22 protein-coding genes are annotated in these 22,080 nt (G+C 72.0%); 11 read left to right on the forward strand and 11 right to left on the reverse strand.

The window, feature by feature from the left end:
* The first annotated feature begins 76 nt into the window (after positions 1-76).
* On the forward strand, positions 77-1,492 hold the full coding sequence (locus ACIRHA_RS14885; RefSeq protein WP_403844799.1) for an FAD-binding oxidoreductase: 1,416 nt from the start codon (positions 77-79) through the stop codon (positions 1,490-1,492).
* Between the two features lie 54 nt (positions 1,493-1,546).
* Positions 1,547-2,179 carry a DUF6629 family protein gene (locus ACIRHA_RS14890; protein WP_403844802.1) on the forward strand — a complete coding sequence of 211 codons (633 nt, stop codon included), beginning with the start codon at positions 1,547-1,549 and terminating at the stop codon, positions 2,177-2,179.
* Here the strand turns inward: ACIRHA_RS14890 and ACIRHA_RS14895 are convergent.
* The 3 genes from ACIRHA_RS14895 to ACIRHA_RS14905 form a co-directional block, all read right to left on the reverse strand.
* Complete coding sequence (locus ACIRHA_RS14895; protein WP_403844805.1) at positions 2,166-2,552, reverse strand: hypothetical protein; 387 nt, start codon at positions 2,550-2,552, stop codon at positions 2,166-2,168. The genes ACIRHA_RS14890 and ACIRHA_RS14895 overlap by 14 nt on opposite strands.
* 93 nt (positions 2,553-2,645) lie before the next feature.
* The gene (locus tag ACIRHA_RS14900; protein ID WP_403844807.1) at positions 2,646-3,044 is read right to left on the reverse strand and encodes a hypothetical protein; all 399 of its coding nucleotides are present in this window, start codon (positions 3,042-3,044) and stop codon (positions 2,646-2,648) included.
* A gap of 86 nt (positions 3,045-3,130) precedes the next feature.
* On the reverse strand, positions 3,131-5,656 hold the full coding sequence (locus ACIRHA_RS14905; protein WP_403844810.1) for an ATP-dependent Clp protease ATP-binding subunit: 2,526 nt from the start codon (positions 5,654-5,656) through the stop codon (positions 3,131-3,133).
* Positions 5,657-5,917: 261 nt separating this feature from the next.
* Between ACIRHA_RS14905 and ACIRHA_RS14910 the strand changes: the two genes are divergently transcribed.
* Positions 5,918-7,462, forward strand: coding sequence for a PstS family phosphate ABC transporter substrate-binding protein (locus tag ACIRHA_RS14910; protein ID WP_403844813.1), 1,545 nt, complete (start codon positions 5,918-5,920; stop codon positions 7,460-7,462).
* 98 nt (positions 7,463-7,560) lie between these two features.
* Positions 7,561-8,373: a hypothetical protein gene (locus ACIRHA_RS14915; RefSeq protein ID WP_403844815.1), complete on the forward strand. Its 813-nt coding sequence runs from the start codon at positions 7,561-7,563 to the stop codon at positions 8,371-8,373.
* 25 nt (positions 8,374-8,398) lie between these two features.
* On the opposite strand, the gene ACIRHA_RS14920 is transcribed toward ACIRHA_RS14915, so the two are convergent.
* A complete protein-coding gene (locus ACIRHA_RS14920; protein ID WP_403844818.1) occupies positions 8,399-9,847 on the reverse strand; it encodes an MFS transporter in 1,449 nt (482 codons plus the stop codon).
* A gap of 110 nt (positions 9,848-9,957) precedes the next feature.
* On the opposite strand from ACIRHA_RS14920, the gene ACIRHA_RS14925 reads away from it, so the two are divergent.
* Complete coding sequence (locus ACIRHA_RS14925; RefSeq protein WP_403844820.1) at positions 9,958-10,548, forward strand: TetR/AcrR family transcriptional regulator; 591 nt, start codon at positions 9,958-9,960, stop codon at positions 10,546-10,548.
* Here ACIRHA_RS14925 and ACIRHA_RS14930 read toward each other — a convergent pair.
* A complete protein-coding gene (locus tag ACIRHA_RS14930) occupies positions 10,530-11,069 on the reverse strand; it encodes a helix-turn-helix domain-containing protein (RefSeq protein WP_403846459.1) in 540 nt (179 codons plus the stop codon). The genes ACIRHA_RS14925 and ACIRHA_RS14930 overlap by 19 nt on opposite strands.
* A gap of 147 nt (positions 11,070-11,216) precedes the next feature.
* On the opposite strand from ACIRHA_RS14930, the gene ACIRHA_RS14935 reads away from it, so the two are divergent.
* Positions 11,217-12,467, forward strand: coding sequence for a benzoate/H(+) symporter BenE family transporter (locus ACIRHA_RS14935; protein WP_403844822.1), 1,251 nt, complete (start codon positions 11,217-11,219; stop codon positions 12,465-12,467).
* On the opposite strand, the gene ACIRHA_RS14940 is transcribed toward ACIRHA_RS14935, so the two are convergent.
* A complete protein-coding gene (locus ACIRHA_RS14940; RefSeq protein WP_403844825.1) occupies positions 12,427-13,146 on the reverse strand; it encodes a type 1 glutamine amidotransferase in 720 nt (239 codons plus the stop codon). The two genes, ACIRHA_RS14935 and ACIRHA_RS14940, sit on opposite strands and share 41 nt — an antisense overlap.
* 139 nt (positions 13,147-13,285) lie before the next feature.
* Between ACIRHA_RS14940 and ACIRHA_RS14945 the strand changes: the two genes are divergently transcribed.
* Positions 13,286-14,137 carry a fructosamine kinase family protein gene (locus ACIRHA_RS14945; RefSeq protein WP_403844827.1) on the forward strand — a complete coding sequence of 284 codons (852 nt, stop codon included), beginning with the start codon at positions 13,286-13,288 and terminating at the stop codon, positions 14,135-14,137.
* 3 nt (positions 14,138-14,140) lie between these two features.
* Here the strand turns inward: ACIRHA_RS14945 and asnB are convergent, their stop codons facing one another.
* The gene (asnB, locus tag ACIRHA_RS14950) at positions 14,141-15,685 is read right to left on the reverse strand and encodes an asparagine synthase (glutamine-hydrolyzing) (RefSeq protein WP_403844830.1); all 1,545 of its coding nucleotides are present in this window, start codon (positions 15,683-15,685) and stop codon (positions 14,141-14,143) included.
* A gap of 81 nt (positions 15,686-15,766) precedes the next feature.
* On the opposite strand from asnB, the gene ACIRHA_RS14955 reads away from it, so the two are divergent.
* On the forward strand, positions 15,767-16,537 hold the full coding sequence (locus ACIRHA_RS14955) for an IclR family transcriptional regulator (protein WP_403844832.1): 771 nt from the start codon (positions 15,767-15,769) through the stop codon (positions 16,535-16,537).
* A 2-nt stretch (positions 16,538-16,539) separates the two neighbouring features.
* Here the strand turns inward: ACIRHA_RS14955 and ACIRHA_RS14960 are convergent, their stop codons facing one another.
* Positions 16,540-17,325, reverse strand: coding sequence for an SAM-dependent methyltransferase (locus tag ACIRHA_RS14960; RefSeq protein WP_403844835.1), 786 nt, complete (start codon positions 17,323-17,325; stop codon positions 16,540-16,542).
* Between the two features lie 203 nt (positions 17,326-17,528).
* On the opposite strand from ACIRHA_RS14960, the gene ACIRHA_RS14965 reads away from it, so the two are divergent.
* Entirely contained in the window at positions 17,529-17,993 is a 465-nt protein-coding gene (locus ACIRHA_RS14965; protein WP_403844837.1) for a cupin domain-containing protein, read from the forward strand.
* 7 nt (positions 17,994-18,000) lie between these two features.
* On the opposite strand, the gene ACIRHA_RS14970 is transcribed toward ACIRHA_RS14965, so the two are convergent.
* A complete protein-coding gene (locus tag ACIRHA_RS14970; protein WP_403844840.1) occupies positions 18,001-18,966 on the reverse strand; it encodes a D-2-hydroxyacid dehydrogenase family protein in 966 nt (321 codons plus the stop codon).
* Between the two features lie 205 nt (positions 18,967-19,171).
* Between ACIRHA_RS14970 and ACIRHA_RS14975 the strand changes: the two genes are divergently transcribed.
* Positions 19,172-20,029, forward strand: coding sequence for a family 16 glycosylhydrolase (locus ACIRHA_RS14975; RefSeq protein WP_403844842.1), 858 nt, complete (start codon positions 19,172-19,174; stop codon positions 20,027-20,029).
* A gap of 65 nt (positions 20,030-20,094) precedes the next feature.
* Here the strand turns inward: ACIRHA_RS14975 and ACIRHA_RS14980 are convergent, their stop codons facing one another.
* On the reverse strand, positions 20,095-20,787 hold the full coding sequence (locus tag ACIRHA_RS14980; protein WP_403844844.1) for a ribonuclease H: 693 nt from the start codon (positions 20,785-20,787) through the stop codon (positions 20,095-20,097).
* A 25-nt stretch (positions 20,788-20,812) separates the two neighbouring features.
* Positions 20,813-21,220: a nitroreductase/quinone reductase family protein gene (locus tag ACIRHA_RS14985; RefSeq protein ID WP_403844847.1), complete on the reverse strand. Its 408-nt coding sequence runs from the start codon at positions 21,218-21,220 to the stop codon at positions 20,813-20,815.
* 335 nt (positions 21,221-21,555) lie between these two features.
* Here ACIRHA_RS14985 and ACIRHA_RS14990 point away from each other — a divergent pair, with 335 nt between their 5' ends.
* Positions 21,556-22,050 (forward strand): GNAT family N-acetyltransferase, encoded by a 495-nt coding sequence (locus ACIRHA_RS14990; protein ID WP_403844850.1) that lies wholly within the window; start codon positions 21,556-21,558, stop codon positions 22,048-22,050.
* Positions 22,051-22,080 lie beyond the last annotated feature (30 nt).

Raw genomic sequence — 22,080 nt, forward strand, 5'->3', positions numbered from 1 at the left:
GTCGGCCACGCATGCCCGACCGGACGCAACGCCCGTAGAACGGGGCGAACGACACCCACTCGACTCGGGGGACCGCATGACCACCACACCCGAACAGGCCGCGCGCCGCGAACTGACCGGATTCCAGGGGACGTTGACAGGCCCCACGGACTCCGGGTACGAGGAGGCCCGCGCCGTCTACAACGCGATGATCGACCGGCGTCCCGCGCTCGTCGCGGGCTGCGCCGACGTGGACGACGTGGCGAAGGTGATCGCCTTCGCCCGCCGCCACGAACTTCCGCTCGCGGTGCGCGGCGGCGGCCACCACGGCGCGGGGCTCGGCACCTGCGAGGCCGGCGTGGTCGCCGACCTGGCGCCCATGAACTCCGTCGAGGTCGACGCGGCCGCCCGTACCGTGAAGGTCGGCGGCGGCGCCACCTGGGGCCTGGTCGACGCGGCGACGCACGAGCACGGTCTGGCCACGCCCAGCGGCATCATCTCCACCACCGGCGTCGGCGGCCTCGCGCTCGGCGGCGGCCTCGGGCACCTCACCCGGCGCTACGGCCTGACCGTCGACAACATCCTGGCGGCGGAGGTCGTCCTCGCCGACGGCACCCCGGTGCGCGCGGACGCCGACACCAACACGGACCTGTTCTGGGCGATCCGGGGCGGCGGCGGCAACTTCGGCGTCGTCACGTCCTTCACGTTCCGGCTGCACGAGGTGGGCACGGTGGTGGCAGGGCCGACGTTCTGGCCCGCCGAGCAGAGCGCCGAAGTCCTCGCCGCCTACCGCGAGTTCCTGCCCGCCGCGCCCCGCGACGTCAATGGCTTCTTCCTGTTCGGGTCCGTGCCGCCGGCCGCGCCGTTCCCCGAGGAGCTGCACCTGCGGAAGGTGTGCGGGGTCGTGTGGTGTCACACGTCCGGGGATCCGGAAGCGGCGGACCGTGCCATGGCGCCACTCCTGGGTGAGCTGCCCGCGCCGCTGCTGCACGCGGTCGCGCCGATGCCGCATCCCGTGATGCAGTCGATGTTCGACGGCCTGTACCCGCCGGGCGACCAGTGGTACTGGCGGGCCGACTTCGTCCGCGAGATCCCGGACGACGCCGTGGAGCTGCACGCCAAGTTCGGGCCGCAGACGCCGTCCATGCAGTCGACGATGCACCTCTACCCGATCGACGGGGCCGCCCATGACGTCGGTCCGTCCGACACCGCGTTCAGCTACCGGGACGCACGCTGGGCGAGCGTGTTCGCGGGCGTCGACACGGACCCGGGCAACGCCGATCTGCTGCGGCGCTGGACGGTCGACTACTTCGAGGCGCTCCACCCGTACTCGGCGGGCGGCGCCTACGTGAACATGATGATGGACGAGGGGCAGGAGCGGGTGCGGGCGAGCTACCGCGGCAACTACGCCCGCCTGGCCCGCGTCAAGGCGGCCCTCGACCCGGAGAACGTGTTCCGCAACAACCAGAACATCCAGCCGGACCCGGCCGCACGGGACAACGTCCGACCGTAGCGGGGCGCGGCTCCTCGACTCGCCGCCCGGCCGCCGGAAACCTAGCGTGATCGCATGTGCTGGAGTGCGACGGCCGATCTGGTGGCGGGTGGCGCGATCACCGCGGTGGGCGTGGGGTGTGTGACGCGAGCGGTACGGGCCCGGCCGCGGGCCGTGCCGCTCGCGGCGTTGCCGCTGCTGCTCGGGGCGCATCAGATCATCGAGGCGGTGATCTGGAACGACGGCGGTGGCAGCGGCCCCACCGTCCTCGCGTGGGCGGTGATCGCGCTGCCGTTGCTGCCGGTGTGGGTGCCTGCGAGTGTGTGGTGCGCGGTGGCGCCACACACTCGCCGTCGGCTGATCGTGCCGCTCGCGGCGGGCATGGTGACGTCGGGGGCGCTCGCGTACGTGCTGGCGACGAGCACGGTGACCGCCGAGGTCCGCGGACACACGATGGGCTACTCGATCGGCCTGCCGCATGCCGGCTGGCTCCTGGCGGGCTATCTGGTGGCGACGATCGGTTCGCTGCTGCTGTCGGGCGAGCGGGGTCCTGTGCTGCTCGGTGTCCTGGCGGCGGTCGTGGCGGCAGTGTGCGCGGCGCTGTGGCGCTGGGAGTTCATCTCCACGTGGTGCGCCGGCGCCGCGCTCTGCTCGGTGGCCCTCTACTGGTGGCTGGGCCGCGATTCCCGGACGGTCAGCCGCAGTTGAGGTTGCTCACCGGGCTGATCTGCTGGCCCTGAGCGGGGCCGCTGTTCCAGAAGAGGATCACCCGGTGGTCGTGCACGCCCGCGCACCCGGCGCTGAGGGTGGCGCTGCCGCTGCCGACCCACGTCTGCTCGGCGTCGTCGGCCCAGCCGTACCAGCGCGAGCTCTGCAGCACCGCCTTGAACGTCCAGTTGCCGGCGCAGCCGGTGCTGTTGGCGGTCGCGGTGATGGTGCCGGGCGGACCCTGGACCGGGATGCCGGGGTCGGAGTTGCAGCCGTCGGCCGCGACGGCCGGGGTGTGCGAGGTGGCGAGTCCCGCGAGGGTGAGGACCGCGGCGGCGAGCACCGAACGAATGACGCGCTTGGTGTGGTTCATGGGTCCACGGCTACCAGCCGCCCGCCGCCGTCGGCACCGGCCACGCGGTCCGCGTCCCCCTAAGGGGTCAGTGGTTGGGGAGCCGGGCTGCCGTCACTCGGTGATCGTCACACACGGCAGGCCGACGCTCTCCCCACCGCGGAACCCTTCGGCGCACAGCCGCGTGCCCGGCGCGAAGTGCCGCTGTGGGTAGGCCTGGTCGCGGTAGGTGCGGAACGCGTCGACGTCCTCGACCTTGGTATTCGCGGACCAGCCGTCGGTGGTCCACACGCGGGCGCTGATGCGGTGCGGCTGGTTGGTGTTGATGACGGACACCTCGACGCGGCCCAGGTACGTACCGGAGTCGTAGGTCTCGATGCACACGGCGTTGTTGCACCACTTGCCGTCGGCGGCGGCCGGCTGCCCGGCGGCGATGACGCAGCCGAGGGCGGCGACGGCCGCGGCGAGCGAGGAGAAGGTCTTCTTGACGGCGGCCCGCATGGTGTCCCGCATGGGTGACTCCCTGTGTCTCGTACGACGTGGTGCGCGGAGCCGGATGTCCGCGCGTCGCGCGCATCAACGTCGTACGCGACCAGGGGTTACGCCTCCTTCGCCCGGACGGTGAGCTCCCCGTCGCCCACCTCGACCCGGATCCCGCCGCCCGCCGCGATCTCGCCGTCCAGCAGCATCCGGGAGAGCCGGTTGTCGACCTCGCGCTGGATGGTTCGGCGCAGTGGGCGCGCACCGTATTCGGGCTGGTGGCCGCGCCGGGCCAGCCACTCGACGGCTTCGGGGGCGAACTCGATGGTGATGTCCTGGGCGTGCAGGCGGCGCCGGGTCTCTTCGAGCAGCAGGTCGGTGATACGGACCAGCTGTTCGGTGCTGAGCCGCCGGAAGATCACGATCTCGTCGACGCGGTTCAGGAACTCCGGGCGGAAGTGCTCCCGCAGCGGGCGCATCACCTGTTCGCGGCGTGCGGTCTCGTCGGCTTCGGTGCCGTCGACGCGGAAGCCCAGTGCGGCGCCGCGTCCGGCGATGGCCTCGGAGCCGAGGTTGCTGGTCATCACGATGACCGTGTTGGTGAAGTTCACCGTGCGGCCCTGTGCGTCGGTGAGGCGGCCGTCGTCGAGGACCTGGAGCAGTGTGTTGAAGACGTCGGGGTGTGCCTTCTCCACCTCGTCGAGCAGGACCAGGGAGTACGGGTGCCGGCGCACGGCCTCGGTGAGCTGCCCGGCCTCCTCGTGGCCGACGTATCCGGGCGGCGCGCCCACGAGCCGGGAGACGGTGTGCTTCTCCTGGAACTCGCTCATGTCGAGCCGGACCATGCGCTCCTGGCTACCGAAGAGTGCCTCGGCGAGGGCGCGGGCCAGTTCGGTCTTGCCGACGCCTGTGGGGCCGAGGAAGAGGAAGCTGCCGATGGGCCGGTCGGGGCTGGCGAGCCCGGCGCGGGAGCGCAGGACCGCCTCGGCGACGGCGGTGACGGCCTCGTCCTGGCCGATGACGCGCTCGTGCAGATGCTGTTCGAGGCCGAGGAGGCGCTCCTTCTCCTCCTTGGTGAGGCTGCTGACGGGGATGCCGGTCTGCCGGGACACGATCTCGGCGATGTCCTCTGCGGACACCTCGACGATGTGCCCGTCGCCGGGTTCGGGATCGCGGGCGCTCTCGATGCGGCCGGTCAACTCGCCGATGCGGTCGCGCAGTTCGGTCGCCCGCTCGTACTGTTCGGCGGCCACCGCCTCGTCCTTGTCGCGGGTGAGGTCGTCGACCTCACGTTCCAGGGCGCGTACGTCGGTGGGCTTGGTGCGGTCGCGCAGCCGGACGCGGGCGCCCGCCTGGTCCATCAGGTCGATGGCCTTGTCCGGCAGGAAGCGGTCGGTGAGGTAGCGGTCGGAGAGGTCGACGGCGGCGAGCAACGCCTCGTCGGCGTACCGGACCTGGTGGTGTGCCTCGTAGCGGTCGCGCAGGCCGCGCAGGATCTCGACGGCGTCCGCCGCCTGCGGCTCGGGCACCAGGATCGGCTGGAAGCGGCGGGCGAGCGCGGCGTCCTTCTCGATGTGCCGCCGGTACTCCTCCAAGGTGGTGGCGCCGATGACGTGCAACTCGCCGCGCGCCAGGGCGGGTTTGAGCATGTTGCCCGCGTCCATCGAGCCGCCTTCGGAGCCGCCGCTCGCGCCCGCGCCGACGACGGTGTGCAACTCGTCGATGAACACGATGAGTTCGTCGGGGCGGGCGCGCACCTCGTCGATGATGCCGTTCAGGCGTTCCTCGAAGTCGCCGCGGTAGCGGGTGCCCGCGACGATGCCCGACAGGTCGAGCGAGACGAGGCGGCGTCCGCAGAGTGTCTCGGGTACGTCGCCGTCGGCGATGCGCTGGGCGAGGCCCTCGACGATCGCGGTCTTGCCGACGCCCGCGTCGCCTATGAGCACGGGGTTGTTCTTGCCCCTGCGGGAGAGCACCTCGACGGTCTGCTCGATCTCCTCGTCGCGGCCGATGACCGGGTCGAGGAGGCCCTGGCGGGCCCGGTCGGTGAGGTCCTCGCCGAAGCGGTCCAGGTTGGGGGTGGCTGCCGTGGTCCTCGTCTGCTGGCCGCCGGGCCGGGGTTCGGCCGAGCCGGGAGGCGGAGTCTGCGGCGCCGGGTCCGGGGTGAAGCGGGCCTGGTTGAGGAGGTGTCCCGCCGCCGAGTCGGGGTTGGCCGCGAGCGCGATCACGATGTGGTCGGGGCCGATGTAGGCCACGCCCGACTCCCGTGCGATCACATGTGCGTCGAGCAGGGCCCGCTTGACCGCGGGGGTCACGGAGAGGGACTGCGGGGTGCGGCTCGGCTCACCGCCGCCGGCGTGCCGGTCGATCTCCCCCGCCAGCCGGTCGGGGTCCGCGCCCGCCCGTGTCACGAGGGTGCGGGTGGGTTCGAGGGAGAGCGCCGCCCACAGCAGGTGCCCGGTGTCGAGGTCGCCCCGGCCGTGTTCGCTGGCGTAGTTCGCGGCGGTGGCGACGAGATGGCGGGCGGGCCCGCTCATCAGCCTGCCGATGTCGATCTGCCGTCGGCCACCGCCGAGGAACCGCGAGAAGAAGTCGCCGAAGGGGTCCTGTCCGTAGCCGTCGGACCCGGTGAATCCGCTGCTCATACCCATCCGTCCCGGCGCGCCCTGTCCGTATGCGACAGGGCTGCCTCGTTCGACGTCCGTCCGAGGTGCGCGTAGCCCGCTGTGGCGTGGATAAACGTGGTGGGCCGCACGAGACACCGGAGTCGGGTGAACGCCCGTCGTGTGGCCGCGGCGGTCCTGGCCGCGTTCATCCCGTGCGAACGTTGAACGGATGACGAACATCCCGCGAAGCCCGGCGGACGGGCCCGGCGGCCGGTGCGGCGGGTCCGTACCGTCGCGCGCATGGGATGGCTCGAGATCGCCTTCACCGCCGCGGGGCTGCTGATCGGTGCGGTGTCCATCGTCACGCCGTTCGCCGCCGACCGTCGGGCGCGGCGCAGCAGGCGGGTCGGGTTCCGCAAGCAGATGGACATCGCCATCGGGCACCACGGTCAGACGGGGGCGGACGACGCGCGGCTCGGGCTCTTCACCGACCTGCCCGAGATGCGCGATGCCACCCTCGTCCTGCTGCGGATCGAGAACGACGGCTCGCGGCACGTCGACACCGGTGACTACATCGACGCGTCGGACCTGTACGGGCTCACCGCCGAGTTCCCCGGGCGCAGCATTCAGGCGCTAGACGTCACCCTGCCCGAGGGACACGCCAACCTGTCGGGCTACTTCGAGCGTAGGCCGGGCCTGCTCATCGAGGCTCCCGGCAAGCTGCGCATCCCCAAGGTGCCCCTCAAGCCGGGCGCGTACTACAAGATCCTGGTGCTGCTCACGGGCGGCAACGAAGGCGACAAGGTCACGGTCACCGGTGACATCAAGGACGGCACGCTGCACGAGAACCACAGCCTCACGCCGGACGAGAAGCCCCCGGTGTTCAGCAGCCGGGCCCGGTGGACCACCGTCACACTCGGCGTCGCGCTGATCGCGGCGGCGGCCCTGCCGCTGTTCACACCGCCACCGCTGCCCGACGACTGCGAGTCGGGCAGGCTCCGGCTGACCGGGTCCACGGCGTTCGCCCCGGTCATGCGGGAGTTGGCGGAGAAGTACCGCGAACACTGCGGGGACGGGCCGCGGATCACGGTCGCCGCGCGCGGAAGCCGCACCGGAGTGCGCGAACTCGCCCTGTCCGGCGCGGAGTCGGGCAGCACGGCCGGTGTCATAGCCTTCTCCGACGGGCCCCGTCCCGCGAGCTACACCCGGCTCAGCGAGAGCCGAATCGCGGTGTCCCTGTTCACACTTGTCGTGCACGACGGCGTCCGGCTCGGCGACCTCTCCGTGGCCGACGTGCGGCGCGTCTACCGGGGCGAGGTCCGCAACTGGTCACAGCTGGGCGGGCCCGATCTGCCGGTCGTCCTGGTCAGCCGGACCTCCGGCTCGGGCACCCGGTCCGCGCTCACGGCGCGGGTACTCGCGGGCGCGGACGAGCCGCCCGCCTCCTCGGACGACTGCGTCAACCGCACGGCCCGCACCACCGCCCGCGTGCTGCGCTGCGAGTTGGACTCCACGGAACAGGTTCTCGACACCGTGGCCCACACTCCCGGCGCCCTCGGCTACAGCGAACTGCGCGCCGCGTCGCCGCCGGACGCGCCGAAGGGCCTGCACCGTCTCACCCTCGACGGCCGCGCCCCGGACCCGGACCGGCTCGACGCGGGCGGCTATCCGTACCGCGAGATCGAGTACGCGTACACCTACGGCCGCCCGCCCGCGGACTCGCTCGCCTCCAGCTTCCTCTCCTACGCCGTCGACCACGGCACGGGCAAGGGGGTCGTCGCCACACACGGTCACCTGCCGTGCGGGACACCCGTGGGGCTGCGGGTGTGCGGCAAGGACGACTGACGCGCAAGGCATCCCGCGGGCGACACCCACACCTCGCGGAACGTACAATTTGTGGGTGTTTCGGACGTGTCGTGCGTCCGGGAAGGCGAGGTGGCGTGATGGCCGGACCGACCCCGACCCGGCTGCACCGGGCCGCGCGGGTGCCCGTCGCGGCGGCGTTCGTGTGCGCGAGCCTGTTCTCCGCGGGACCCGCCGTGGCCGACGACGGCGACGCCAAGGACAAGAGCGCGCAAGAGCTGGCCGACGCGGCGAAGAAGGAACTCCTGGACGCGAAGTCCCTGCACCTGACGATGAGGAACGGCGCGGACGACCGGGACGCCCGCACTCCGTCGCTGGTCGACCTGCGTCTCGACGAGGACGGAAACTGCACGGGCGGGCTGCGCATGGGCACCGGCGGGGCCAAGGGCGGCAGTGTCGACCTCGTGAAACGCGGCGACGAGGTGTGGATCAAACCGGACGCCACCTTCTGGAAGGCGCAACTACCGGGCCGCAGCGGCCAGTTGGCCGCCGACCTGATCGGCGACCGCTATGTGCACGGCAGCACCGACGACCCGATGCTCGAAGGCCTTGCCGGCACCTGCGACCTCGACTCGTTCCGCGAGCACCTGAAGGACGGCTCCGACCGTGCCACCGAGGGCGAGCTCACGAAGGGCGACCAGAAGAAGGTCGCGGGCACCGAGGTCGTGCCGCTGACCTCCGGCGACACCAAGGAGCGCATCACCCTCTACGTCACCACCGACGCGCCGCACCGGCTGGTGCGGGCCACCGAGAAGGGATCGGGCGAGTCCCTCTCGATGACGCTCACCGACTACGGCAGGCCGGTGCCGAAGAAGACGCCGTCCGCGGAGGACACCATCGACGTCTCGGATCTCCGGAACACCGACCCGTCGCAGGCTCCGCACGCCGCCTGACACCGACGCCGGGCTACGCCTAGCGTCAGCGACCGGCGGCGACCGCATCTGGCCCGGTGGAGCGCTGCGGCGCCGCGGAGTCGCCCGCGGGCTTGGACCTCGCCAACCACAGACCCGTGAACACGGCGGTGACCAACGTGATCGCGCCGGCCGCGACGAACGCGCTGTTGAGGCCGGCCTCGAAGGAGGCGCCGCCGGATTGCCGGGTGCGGACAACGGCTCCGAGTAGCGCCACTCCGAGCACCGCGCCGATCTGCCGGGTGGTGCTGCTGATTCCGGAGGCCAGACCGCCCTCCTGCGGCGTGACCGCTTGGATCGCGGCGCCCGTCAATGGGGACATGACCAGGGCGAAGCCGATGCCGGCGAGCCCGAGCCGCCACCACACGTTCCCGTAGCCGGTGTCGGCGTGCACCATTCCGAACGCGAGGAGGCCCAGGCCGGCCAGGGCCATGCCGGTGGTGACCACGACCCGGAACCCGTGCCGGGCGGCGAGCCGGCCCGCGTAGGGGCTGACGATCACCATGGCGAGGGAGACGGGGAGGGTCTGCAGGCCGGCGCGCAGGATCGAGCTGCCCTGGACGTAGACGAAGAACTGGGAGAAGAAGAACGACGAGCCCATGAGCGCGAACCCGACCACGACCATGGCGGTGTTGGACACGGTGAACAGCCGCTGCCGGAACAGCCGCAGCGGCAACATCGGGGCGGGGTGACGCACTTCCACGGCGACGAAGACGGCGAGGAGGACCGCCGCGGCGGCGAAGCTGCCCAGGATGACCGGCGCCGTCCAGCCGCGGGCGCCGCCCTCGATCAGTCCGTAGGTCAGCGTCCCCACCGCCAGAACGGACAGCACCGTGCCCGGGATGTCGATCGCGGGGGCACCCGGATTCCGGGACTCGCCGAGGTGGCGCAGGCCGACCAGCAGCAGGACCACCCCGATGGGCACGTTGACCAGGAAGATGGCGGGCCAGCCGAAGGCCTCCGTCAGCACACCGCCGGCCACGGGGCCCGCCGCCAGACCGATTCCGCTGAATCCGGCCCACAGCCCGATCGCCTTGAGCCGTTCCTGCGGCACGGGATGGGCGGCGACGAGCAGGGCCAGCGAGGCGGGGCTCAGCGCCGCGGCCCCGATGCCCTGCAGCACCCGGCCGGCGATCAGCCAGCCGAGCGAGGGGGCGAGGGCGCACAGCACCGACGCGGCGGTGAACACCATCACGCCCGACAGGTACACGCGCTTGCGGCCGAACCGGTCGGCGAAGATGCCGCCGGACAGCAGCAGCATGGCGACCAGGAGTACGTACGCGTCGACGATCCACTGCAGACCGGTCAGCTGCGTGTGCAGCCGGTGCTGCATATCGGGCAGCGCCGCTCCAACAATCGTGTTGTCGAGCAGGACCATGAACTGGCCCAGGCAGGTCACCGCGAGCAGCACGATCCGGCTCGATCGGCTGCCTACGACCGCAGGCGGTACAGCCATGTGGGTTCCCCTCGATCGGTCATTCACCTAACGCAGCCGACGGCTGCGTTAGGTGAATATAGGGAGGGTCGCCCCACAAACGCAAGTGCTGACTGCGTTATGGTGACGGCATGAACGAGCCACAGCGAGCCCGGCGGCCCGGCGGGCGCAGCGCCCGCGTCGGCGCGCAGGTGCACCAGGCCGTCACCGAGCTGGTCAGCGAGCGCGGCTACGGAAACTTCACCGTGGGCGAGGTCGCGGCCCGTGCGGAGGTTGCCGACAGCAGCATCTACCGCCGGTGGGGAAGCCTGGAATCCCTGCTCACCGATGTGGCGCTCACCCGCCTCAACACGCAGTCGCCGATGCCCGACACCGGGAGCCTCGACGGCGACCTGCGCACGTACGCGGCCCAAGTGGCCCGCGAGATCACCGGACCCGACGGTCCGGCGGTGCTGCACCTGGCCGTCGCCCTGTCGGGCAGCGGCCGGCAGGGCCTGGAGGCCGGCAACGCCCTCCGCGCCGAACGCACCCGGCAGCTGGAGTCCATGCTCGATCGCGCCCGGGAGCGCGGCGAACACTCACCGGACGCGCTCGACGTGCTGGATCACGTCCTCGCGCCGATGTACATCCGCGTCCTGTTCGGCATGGGCCCGCTCACGCCGGACTACGTCGACGGGCTGGTCGACCGGCTGCTCCAGGACCGTCAGGCGCCCTTCGGGTAGCGGACGAAGAGGATTCCCTGGACCTCGCCGTCCGGCGCGCCGTAGATGTGCGGGGCGTCCGCCGCCCAGTGGGCGTGGCCGCCGGGCCCCGCGGTCGTGGGCGCGTCCGGCGGGCCCACGACGGCCGCCCCGGAGAGCACCATCAGGCTCTCCGTGGTGCGCGGGACGTGGGCCGCGGATTCCTGGGTCGCCCCCTCGGCGATGGTGACGCGGAAGACGTCGGTGGCCGCGTCCGCGTCCTCGTACCGCTCGATCAGCACCGCGGTGACCGCGCTGCCGGAGACACCGGCGGCGCCCGCGCCCACGCCGGGCGGCGGGTCGTCGAGGACGGCGCTGAGCGGGCGGCCGAGCGCGGTGGTCAGGGCGTAGAGGGTTTCGAGGGTGGGGTTGCGGCGGCCGGTCTCGAGTTCGGAGAGCGTGCCCTTGCCGACGCCCGAGCGGCGCGCGAGTTCGGACAGGGACAGACCACTGTCCACGCGCAGCCGCTTCAGCCTGCGCCCCACTTCGTCACCAAGCCCCATCGCCCGGCCCCCTCCCGCGCCCGTCGGCGCGTGTTGACGTGTCGCCATCCGCGTCCTTAGTGTTCCACAAACAGAACGTTCCGTTCATGGAACGCTTTGCGCGCTCGCTCCACCCTGCCTCCCCCAGCCTTCGGAAGTGACACCCGCATGTCCTCGCTCGCCCGCATACGCGCCCTCGCACCACCCTCGGCCGTGGCGGCGGGGCTCATCGCGACCACCGTCGGTGTGACCAGCGCGGCCGCCATCGTGTTCACCGCCGCGCGGACCGCCGGTGCGGACGCGCGGGAGGTGTCCTCGTGGATGCTGGCGCTCGGCGTCGGTATCGCGGTGACCACCGTGGGCCTGTCGCTGCGCAACAAGGCGCCCGTACTCACCTCCTGGTCGACGCCGGGAGCCGCGCTCCTCGCCACGAGCCTGAGCGGGGTGTCCATGGAGAAGGCCGTGGGCGCGTTCGTGTTCAGCGCCGTGCTGACCGTGGTGAGCGGTCTGACGGGGTGGTTCGCGCGGCTCATGGACCGGATCCCCGTGCCGCTCGCGTCCGCCCTGCTGGCGGGTGTGCTCCTGGACTTCGGGACGGGGCTCTTCGCGCAGATGGGCAGGCACTTCGGGATCGCGTTCCCGGTGTTCGCGCTGTATCTGCTCGCCCGCCGGCTGCTGCCGCGCTACGCCGTGGTGGTCGCGCTCGCCGGTGGCGTCGTGGCCTCCGTCCTCACCGGTGGCTGGCACCTGGAGCGGGTCCAACTGTCGCTCGCGCAGCCGGTGTTCACGACCCCCGAGCTCGACTGGAAGGTGCTCATCAGCGTCGGTGTGCCGCTGTTCGTGGTCACCATGGCCTCGCAGAACTTGCCGGGCGTCGCCGTGCTGCGCACCTCCGGGTACGAGGTGCCGATCTCGCCCGTACTGACCTGGACCGGTGTCGCGCAGGCGGTGCTCGCACCGTTCGGCGCGTTCGGCCTCAACCTCGCGGCGCTGACCGCCGCGATCTGCACCGGCGAGGAGGCGCATCCCGACCGGAGGCGGCGCTATCTCGCGGCCGTGTGGGCGGGTGTCTTCTACCTGTGCGTCGGCCTGCTCGGCGCGACCGTGGCCTCGCTGCTCGGCGCGATGCCGCACGCGCTGGTCCTGGCGGTCGCCGGGGTGGGCATGCTCGCCACGATCGAGTCCGCCCTGGCCGGCGCGCTGTCCGACCCGAAGTCCCGGGAGGCGGCCGTGGTCACCTTCCTCGCCACGGCTTCCGGTGTGACGCTGCTGGGCATCGGGTCCGCGTTCTGGGGGCTGCTCGCGGGCGTGCTCACCACGGTCGTCGCGTCGGTGGCTCGGCGCCGTCCCGCGCCGTCGGCGCCCGCAGCCCAGCCGGTCACGGCGTCGTCGCGCACACCCGAGCGAACCTCCGCGTAACCTCCGACCACACCGCGAAGGACGCCCCTTCCTCGGCCACCGCCGCGGCGTGCAGCCGGTCCCGGTCGAAGCCCTGCCGGACCAGCCGCTCGGCGTCCCATCCAGCGATCCGTGCGGCCTCCGCCTCGGGGTGAAACTGGACGCCCCAGGCCCGCTCCCCCACCCGGAACGCCTGGTGCGGGCAGGCCTCGGTGGATGCCAACCAGGCGGCGCCCGGCGGCAGTTCGGTGATCTGGTCGACGTGCCGCTCGATCGCGGGGACCGTGGCGCCGAGCCCGTGCAGCAGCGGGTCGTCGGCGGCCTCGGGCCGCAGCCGTATCCGCGTGCTGCCGTACTCGGGCCGCCCGTGACTCCCCCGCACGCGGCCGCCCGCGACATGGGCGAGCAGTTGACCGCCGAGGCAGATACCGAGGACGGGTGTGCCCCCGTCGAGGGCCTGCGCGGCGAGGCGGCGGGTGGCGGGCAGCCAGGGCGCGCGTGCGTCGTCGTCCGGCAGGAAGCCGCCGCCCAGCACCAGCAACGGTCTGCCGTTCAGTGCCTCGGGCAACGCCTCGCCCTCGTACGGACGCAGGACCTCGGGCGCGAGGCCCGCTTCGCGCAGCCAGTCGCCGACCCGGCCGGGGCCGCCGCTCTTGGTGTTCTGCACGACCAGGACGGGAGCAACTGCCGTGGTACTCATCCGCGTTCGCCTCGTTCCGTACGTCGACCGGAGTCGAGCCCTGCGTTTGACCGGGGTCGATCCCTGCGTTGATCAACGCAGCAGACCAGCGCGCGAGGCACCACGTCAACGGTCCCGCGGTCGTCCTACGCTGAGAAGCATGTCAGCACTCGCAGCCGCCGCCACCCGCTTCACCGGCCGACCGGCCATCGCCGAGCACCGTGTGTCGTCCCACCTCGGCGAGGTCACCCTCGACGACGGCCGCGTGGTGATGGTGAAGCAGGCCGACAATCCGGCGGCGGTGCGCGCGGAGGCGGCCGGGCTCCGGTGGCTCGCGGCGGCCGAAGCGGTGGCGGTGCCCACGGTGCACGGACACGACGAGCGGTGCCTGGTCGTCGACCGGGTCACGCAGGGCCGGCCGACCGAGGACGCCGCGGTGCGCTTCGGCGCGGACCTCGCGCGGCTGCACGGCGCCGGAGCCCCGGCGTTCGGCGCGGCCCCGCCCGAAGGGCCGACGGACGCGTACATCGGGCTCGCCCCCATGCGCAATGTGCCGGGCGACGACTGGCCGCGCTGGTACGCCACCCACCGGGTGCTGCCCTACCTGCGCGAAGCCGTCGACGCCGGCACCCTCTCCCCCGCCGAGGCGAAGCCCATCGAGCGGGTCTGCGAGCGGCTGCCCGAACTCGCGGGCCCCGCCGAGCTGCCCGCCCGGCTGCACGGCGACCTGTGGAACGGGAACCTGCTGTGGGGCGCCGACGGCGCGGCCCGGCTCATCGACCCGGCCGCGCACGGCGGGCACCGCGAGACCGATCTGGCGATGCTGCACCTGTTCGGCGCACCACACCTGGACCGGATCGTCGACGGCTACGAGCAGGCCGCGCCGCTCGCCGACGGCTGGCGCGACCGCGTCCCGCTGCACCAGCTCTTCCCGCTCCTGGTGCACACGGTGCTGTTCGGCCGCGGCTACGCCGAGCAGGCGATCAACGCGGCCCGCCCCCAACTGACGTAGCGGCTACGCCGTCGCGAACCGTGTGAGCACCGCCTCCGGGCGTACGCCGGGCAGCGCGGCGCGGAACGTCCGGTAGTAGCCGAGCTCCTCCTTGCTGCGCAGTTCGGGTGCCCCGTCCTCGGCGGCCGCCGTCGCGAACTCCTCGTCCGTGATGCGGCTGTCCCACAGTGGGCTCAGGACGCTCTCCGCGCCGCTGCCCGTGCCGAACTGCTCCTTGCGCCGCCACAGCAGGTGCTCCGGGAGCCAGCCCGCGAAGGCGCGGCGCAGGTGCCCCTTCTCCATGCCGTCGGCCTCAAGTGCCTTGACGGGCGCGGGCAGTGACATGGCGTGCGCGATGACGTCCCGGTCGAGGAACGGGACGCGTGCCTCCAGGCCGTGGGCCATGGTGACACGGTCGCAGCGCTGGAGGTTCAGGCCGTGCAACGCGCCTATGGTGCGGCGCAGTTCGGCGTCCAGCTCGTCGGGGGCGGCGTGCCGTTCGTGGTAGTAGCCGTATCCGGCGAAGAGTTCGTCGGCGCCCTCGCCGGTGAGGACCGCCTTGACGTGCCGGGAGGCGAGTTCGGACAAGAACCAGTTCGGGACGGCGCTGCGGATGAGGCTGGCGTCGAAGGACTCCACGCACCCGACCACCTCGTCGAGCACACGGGCCGCGGCCTCGGCGTCGAGCACCGCTTCGTGGTGCTCGGTGCCCAGGAACGCGGCGGCGTCCCGCGCGGCGAGCAGGTCCGGGGAGTCCTCCGTGCCGACGGCGAAAGTCTTGAGGCGGCGGCCCTGGCGGGCGTACTCGTCGGCGGCGACCGCGGCGACGAGGCTGGAGTCGAGCCCGCCGGACAGGAACACACCGACCTCGACGTCCGCCATCAGATGCCGGCGGACGGAGTCGGAGACGGCCTCGAAGGTCGCCTTCTCGACGACCTGCTCGGGCACTCCGCCCCAGGTGTCGGTCGTCACGCCGGGAACCGGCTCCGCGAACCGGCGCAGCCCGTCCTCGGGCGTCCACCAGTGTCCGGGAGGGAAGATCTCCGCGTTCGGCTGTACGTCGGGGTGGAACGCGCGCAGCTCGGACGCGAAGTGCACGGCGGTGTCCGTGCGCGCCCAGTACAGGGGCTTGACGCCGATGGCGTCGCGGGCGGCGACGAACCGGCCGCCCGGGGTGGCCGCGCACAGCGCCCACATGCCGCGAAGCCGGCGCAGGCCCGCGGGCCCGTCCGTGCGCAGCACGGCGAGCGCCGCCGCCGAGTCGGAGGAGGATCCGAAGGCCTCGGTGGGCAGTTCCTCGCGCAGTGTTCCGTGGTTGTAGATCTCGCCGTTGCACACGAGCGACCAGTCGTCGTCGCCGTGGGTGCCGCCGAGGGGCTGGTGGCCGCCGTCGAGGTCGACGATGGAGAGGCGGCGGTGGCCGAGCCAGGTGTGGCCGCCGACCCTTCGCGTTCCGCTGTCGTCCGGGCCGCGGTGGGCGAGCCGGTCGAGCATCCCCTTCGCCGCCCCGTCGGCGCACTCGGTGTCGAGACTTCCGTGTTGGCTGTGTATGGCTGCGATTCCGCACATGTGGATCGACCATAGGGCGGTCCGTGCGAATGGAACAATGCGAGTTGCTCTATACGCACGCCGCTGTGGCAGTCTTGCCTCATGGCAGCGGAGAACCTGAGCAGCGTGCACCGCGCGCTGGACGTGCTGCGCGCTCTCGCGCAGGGCCCGATGGGCGTACAGGAAGTGGCCCAGGCGGTGGGCCGGGAGAAGACGCAGGTGTCACGGACGCTGAAGGTCCTGGCACAGGAGGGGTTCCTGGAGCGGGACCCGCGCACACTGCGCTACCGCGTCGGCTGGCAGCTGCTCGCGCTGGCCTCGTCGGCGGGCGAGGAGCGGCTGTACGGGGAAGCGCCGCCGGTCCTGCGGGATCTGGTGCACCGCGTCGGGGAGCCGGCCTATCTGACGGTGCTGTCCGGGCACGGTGTGGTGACGGTGCTCACCGAGCGCACGTCGCGCGGGCTTCAGGCGCACGAGTGGATCGGCCGCACCTCGCCCCTGAACTGCACGTCCGCGGGCCGCGCCCTGCTGTTCGGGCTGCCCGACGACCAGGTGGCGGCGCTCCTGACGACAGAGAACGGGGCGCCGCTGCCGGGCACGGACGCGGCCCCCCGTGACACATCGGCCGTCCTGGAGCGGCTGCGGGCGGAGCGGGCGCGCGGCTTCGCGGTGGCGGCGGAGGAGATGGAGCCGGGCCTGACCGCGGTCGCCGTCCCGGTGCACGACCACCGGGGCGATGTGGTGGCGGCGGTCAATGTGTCGGCGCCCGTGTTCCGGCTGCCGCCGGAGGCGCTCCCGCAGGTGGCGGAGGCGGTGGTCACGGCGGCGCACCGGCTGTCGGCCCGGCTCAACGGCGCGCCGCCGTCCGCGTGACTTCAGGAGATCCGGGCGACGCCCGAGTAGATGCCGCTCGGCTCGGGCTCGGGGGCGGGCTCGTCGCGGAACCATTCGGTGGCGGTCACCAGGCCCGGCTCCACGAGGTCGAGCCCCTTGAAGAACCGGGCCACCCCGTCACGGGTGCGGAAGCCCAGCTGGATCCCGGCCTTGGTGTACTGGGCCACGACCTTCTCGACCAGCTCGGGGAAGATGTCGCTGGAGGCGTTGGACAACACCAGGTGGCTGCCGGGCGGGAGCTCGGACACCAGCCGGGAGACGATGCCGTACGCCTCCTCGTCGTCCGGGATGAAGTGCATCAGCGCGATCAGGGACAGGGCGATCGGCCGGTCGAAGTCCAGGACGGTACGGGCGTGTTCGAGGATGGCGTCCGGCTCGCGGACGTCGCCCTCGATGTAGTCCGTGGCACCCTCGGGGCTGCTGACGAGCAGCGCCTGCGCGTGCCGCAGCACGATCGGGTCGTTGTCCGTGTAGACGACCTTGGCCGTCGGGACGACCCGCTGCACGATCTGGTGCAGGTTCGGCGCGGTCGGAATGCCGGTGCCGATGTCCAGGTACTGATCGACACCCTGTCCGGCGAGCCAGGCGGCGGCCCGGTGCATGAACTCCCGGTTCTGCCGCGCCGCGTCCCGCGCCTCGGCCGGCAGCTGCTCGCCGACGGCCTCGTCGACGGGGTAGTTGTCCTTCCCGCCGAGCAGCCAGTCGTAGACCCGCGCGGGGTGCGCCTGACTGGTGTCGATACGGGGCCGGGGAGCGGGGGTTGTCATGAGGACTCTCCAACGTCGCTGAGCGGGCGGGGCGATGCGTGTGACCTTCCCGCAGTCTTTCATGCCAACTCCCGGCATTCACTGCGGAGTTGCAGGTCACGGCGGGTACGCGGCCGACAGCGCACGGTACTCGCGAGCCTCCCGCGCCCCGCGTTCCCTCCTACTCTTGATCACCCAACCATGGTCCACCCCGAGGAGCCACCGTGCGTGACTGGCAGTCCGAGCTCGACCTGGAGCCACACGGTGAGGGCGGCCACTTCCGCCGCGTCTACACGAGTCCGCACGAGGTGTCGACGCCGTACGGCCCCCGCCCCTCGGCGACATCCATCTACTACCTGCTCGACGAGCGGCAGCCCAGCGGCCTGCTGCACCGCAACCGCAGCGACATCCTGCACTTCCTGATCGACGGCGGCCCCCTGGAGTACGTGACCGTCACCCCTGACGGCGCCCTCCACCGCACCGTCCTCGGCCCGGACGACGAGCGCTTCCTCCTGGTGCCCGGCGGCCACTGGAAGGCCTCGCGCCTGTTCGACGGCGCCCGTAACGGCCTGGTGGCGGAGGTCGTCACCCCGGGCTTCGACTACACGGACCACGAGTTCGCGACGCGCGCCGTACTGGAGGAGTTTCCGCACCTCGCGGAGGAGCTGCGGGATTTCGTACGCGCATGAGCCGAGGTCAGCCGAGGGTGCGCACAGGGCTCCCCGCCAGGTACGCCTCGATGTCCTCGACGGCGCCCTGGAAGAAGCCCTCGTAGTTGCGGCGCGTGACGTAGCCGAGGTGGGGCAGGCCGAGGAAGTTCGGGGCGGTACGCAGGGGGTGGTCGGCCGGGAGTGGTTCGGTGTCGAAGACATCGCTGCCCGCGCCGGCGATCCAGCCCTCGCGCAGCGCCCGGAGCAGGGCCTCCTGGTCGACGATCGCGGCGCGTGAGGTGTTGACCAGGTAGGCGGTGCGACGCATCCGGCGCAGTTCGTCGGCGCCGAGCAGTCCGCGGGTGCGGTCGCCCAGGACGAGGTGGACGGAGACGAAGTCGCTGGTGTCGAGGAGTTCCTCCTTCGAGGCGGCGAGGGTGGCACCGGCCTCGGCCGCCCGCTCGGCGGTGAGGTTCCGGCTCCACGCCGTGACGTCCATACCGAAGGCGGCGCCGACGCGCGCGACCCGCGCCCCGATCTTGCCGAGGCCGAGCAGGCCGAGCCGGCGGCCGTGCAGGTCGGCGCCGAGCGTGGACTGCCAGGGGCCGCCGTCGCGCAGGTTGCCGCCCTCGGTGAGGACGCCGCGGGCGAGGCCCAGGATCAGAGCCCAGGTGAGCTCGACGGGCGGTTCGGGGTTGCTCGCGGTGCCGCAGACGGTGACGCCGTGCGCGGCGGCGGCGTCGAGGTCGATGGACGCGTTGCGCATGCCCGACGTGACGAGGAGCCGCAGCTTCGGCAGGCGCGCGATCAACTCGGCGGGAAACGGGGTGCGTTCGCGCATCACGACGACGATCTCGCACTCGCCGAGCAGCGCGACGAGCTCGTCGTGAGTGTCCCGCGTGTCGATATACCGATTCAGGTACGTGACGTCCACACGGTCCGACAACCGGTCCCAGTCGGCCAGTTCACGGGCGACGCCCTGGTAGTCGTCGAGTACAGCGCACCGCAACATGCTCACATCACTCCCGAATCGAAGATCGTCCGAACACCCTAGCCGGGAGCTTTGGTACGGACTTTCGCTCAGTCCCTTGACGCCCCTTGACCTCACCCCTTAAATCAACTCTTGAACAGAGCACATCAAGCGCAGCCTTCTTGCCTTCACTTTCTGGCGTGCCGCGGGACGGCACGACCCCCTACCCGAAGTGATGTGATGCCCCATGCGCAGCTCCCTCCGCCCACTGAGCCGCAGACTCCCGCTGGGTGCCGCGGCCCTGCTGTGTGTCGCCGCGGCGTTCGTCCCCAGCGCGAACGCCGCCGGCACCGACGACGCACACACCACGGCGGTCACCTTCTCCGACGACTTCAACGGGCCCGCGGGCTCGGCAGTCGACGGTTCGAAGTGGGTGACCGAGACCGGAGACAACGTCAACAACCACGAACGGCAGTGGTATACGGCGGGCAACAACAACGCCGCACTCGACGGCCAGGGCAACCTGGTCATCACCGCCCGCAAGGAGAATCCCTCCAACTACCAGTGCTGGTACGGCACATGCCAGTACACCTCGGCGCGCCTCAACACGTCGGGGAAGTTCGAGACGACGCACGGCCACGTCGAGGCACGGATGAAGATCCCGCGCGGGCAGGGCATGTGGCCCGCGTTCTGGATGCTGGGCAGTGACATCGGCTCGGCCGGCTGGCCCAACTGCGGCGAGATCGACGTCATGGAGAACGTGGGCAAGGAACCGTCGACGGTCCACGGCACCATCCACGGCCCCGGCTACTCCGGTGCCGGCGGGATCGGCGCGGGCCACTCGCTGCCGGACGGCCAGGCCTTCGCGGACGCCTTCCACACGTTCGCGGTGGACTGGACGCCCAACAAGATCACCTGGTCGGTGGACGGCACGGTGTACCAGACCCGTACGCCCGCCGATGTCGGAGGCAACCAGTGGGTCTTCGAGAAGCCGTTCTTCCTGATCCTCAACCTCGCCGTGGGCGGGGACTGGCCGGGCGACCCGGACGCCGGCACACAGTTCCCGCAACAGCTGGTGGTGGACTACGTGCGGGTGAGCACGTGAGTACGTAAGGGCACGCGAAGGGGCCCGGCGCACGTGGCGCCGGGCCCCTCCTCTGTCGGTTTCGGTCAGGCCGACGTGCGGCACTCCGGGTGACCCCAGCCGTCGGGGTTCTTGGCGATGTCCTCCCCCGCGGCGTACGAGCGGCCGCAGCGGCAGCGGCCGGGGAACTTCGCCTTGAGGGTGCGCGAGGAGGAGCCGGAGGAGGCGCGCTTCGCGGGCGCCGACTTCGCCCGCGGGGGCTTCGCCGAGGAGGGGCTGGACGGCGGCGGCGCGGGTGAGCCGAGCGCGCTGCCCGCGTCCTGCTGGGCGACGGCGGCCTGGCTGGCGGCGCGGTCCGCGAAGTCGTTGAGCGGGTCGCCGTCGACCTGGTGCGCGGGCACGTACTTGAACTCGACCGCGCGGCCCTCGAGCAGCGCGTCGATCCGCTGCACCAGCTCCTGGTTGGCGACGGGCTTGCCCGCCGCCGTCTTCCAGCCCTTGCGCTTCCAGCCGGGCAGCCACGTGGTGACCGCCTTCATCGCGTACTGCGAGTCCATCCGCACCTCGAGCGGCACATCCGCGGGCAACGTACTCAACAGCCGCTCCAGGGCGGTGAGTTCGGCGACGTTGTTCGTCGCGGTGCCGAGCGCGCCGGCCTCCCACTGCACGGGCTTCTCGTCACCGTCGGCGACGACCCAGGCCCACGCCGCGGGTCCGGGATTTCCTTTGGACGCGCCGTCACACGCGGCGATCACACGTTCTGCCATGCCCCCGATCATGCCAGGTCCAGGTCAGTGGTCGCGGTCAGTGGTCGCGGTCGACGTCGAGATCGACGCGGACGGTCATCAGGTCGGCGCCGAGGCCGCGGACGACGGCACTGTTGAGGCGCGGCAGGGCCGCGAGGCGGGCGCGGGTGTCGTCCTCGGGCAGCAGGTGCGCGGTGCCGCTGTGCCAGTGGCCGCGCAGGCGGACGCGGACCCGGGGGTCGGCCTGGATGTTGCGTACGTACTGGGACTTGAACCCGGACTCCGAGACGAGCCAGAACGCTCCGCCGACGCGCCGCCCGCCGACCGGGGTGCGGCGCGCGAGCCCGGACGTGCGCCCGGTCGTCTCCAGGAGGACCTGCGTGGGCAGGCGCCGGGTCACCGGGTTGGCGATGTGGCGCTGGAAGGTGGTGACGAGCCGGTGCTTGGTCTCGTGGAAGCGCGTCATGGGCGCACTCTAGACCGGGCGCCGGCCGGGAACGCCGGGAAAGAGGAAGCCCCGGCCGTGACGGGGGACCACGGCCGGGGCGGCTTTGAGTGGGACACGGATGGCGGTCGCCTCTCGGCGGGGGGGCTCCGCAGGGCTTCAGCCGAACGATCTTCCCTGCGGGCGATAGGTAGGGCCCGGGGACACTGTTCCATCCGTGTCCACGTCTGGGTCAACGGGCCGGGTGGCAGGGTTGTTCCCGGCGGTGCCGGGACGGGGCGTGAGGTGTGTCACGACTGGTACCGCTCAGTGACCGATCGGCCCGACCGCGGCCGGCCCTGACGAGAGGAACGTCGATGCCCGAGCTGCGCGCGGCCCGCGAGGACGACCATCCCGTGCTCGTACGACGGGTCCAGGAGTGGTGGGGCGACTCGCGCACGCCGCAAGAGGCGCGCGAGTTGTCGCTGCTGCTCCCCCGTCTGTTCCTCCAGTTCTTCGCGCGTACCAGCCTCGTGGCGGAGGACGCTTCGGGTGTGCGGGCGTTCCTGGTGGGCCTGTACGCCGCCGATGACGACACCTCCGCGTACATCCACTTCGTGGGAGTCGACCCGGCGCTGCGGGGCTCGGGTGTCGGGCGGGGGCTGTACGAGGAGTTCTGCCGGCGGGCGGAGCGGGCCGGCCGGAAGGACGTGCGGGCGATCACCGCGCCGGGGAACACCGGGTCCATCGCCTTCCACCGGGCGCTGGGGTTCATGGTGGAGGCGGGTGACCGGGAGGTGGACGGGGTCGCGGTGCGCGCGGATTACGACGGTCCGGGGCAGCACCGGGTGTGCTTCAGGCGACCGTTGTGAAGGCCGGCCGGGTCTCTCGTTCTAGGCTGC

Source organism: Streptomyces sp. NPDC102360 (genome assembly GCF_044766085.1).
GTDB lineage: Bacteria > Actinomycetota > Actinomycetes > Streptomycetales > Streptomycetaceae > Streptomyces.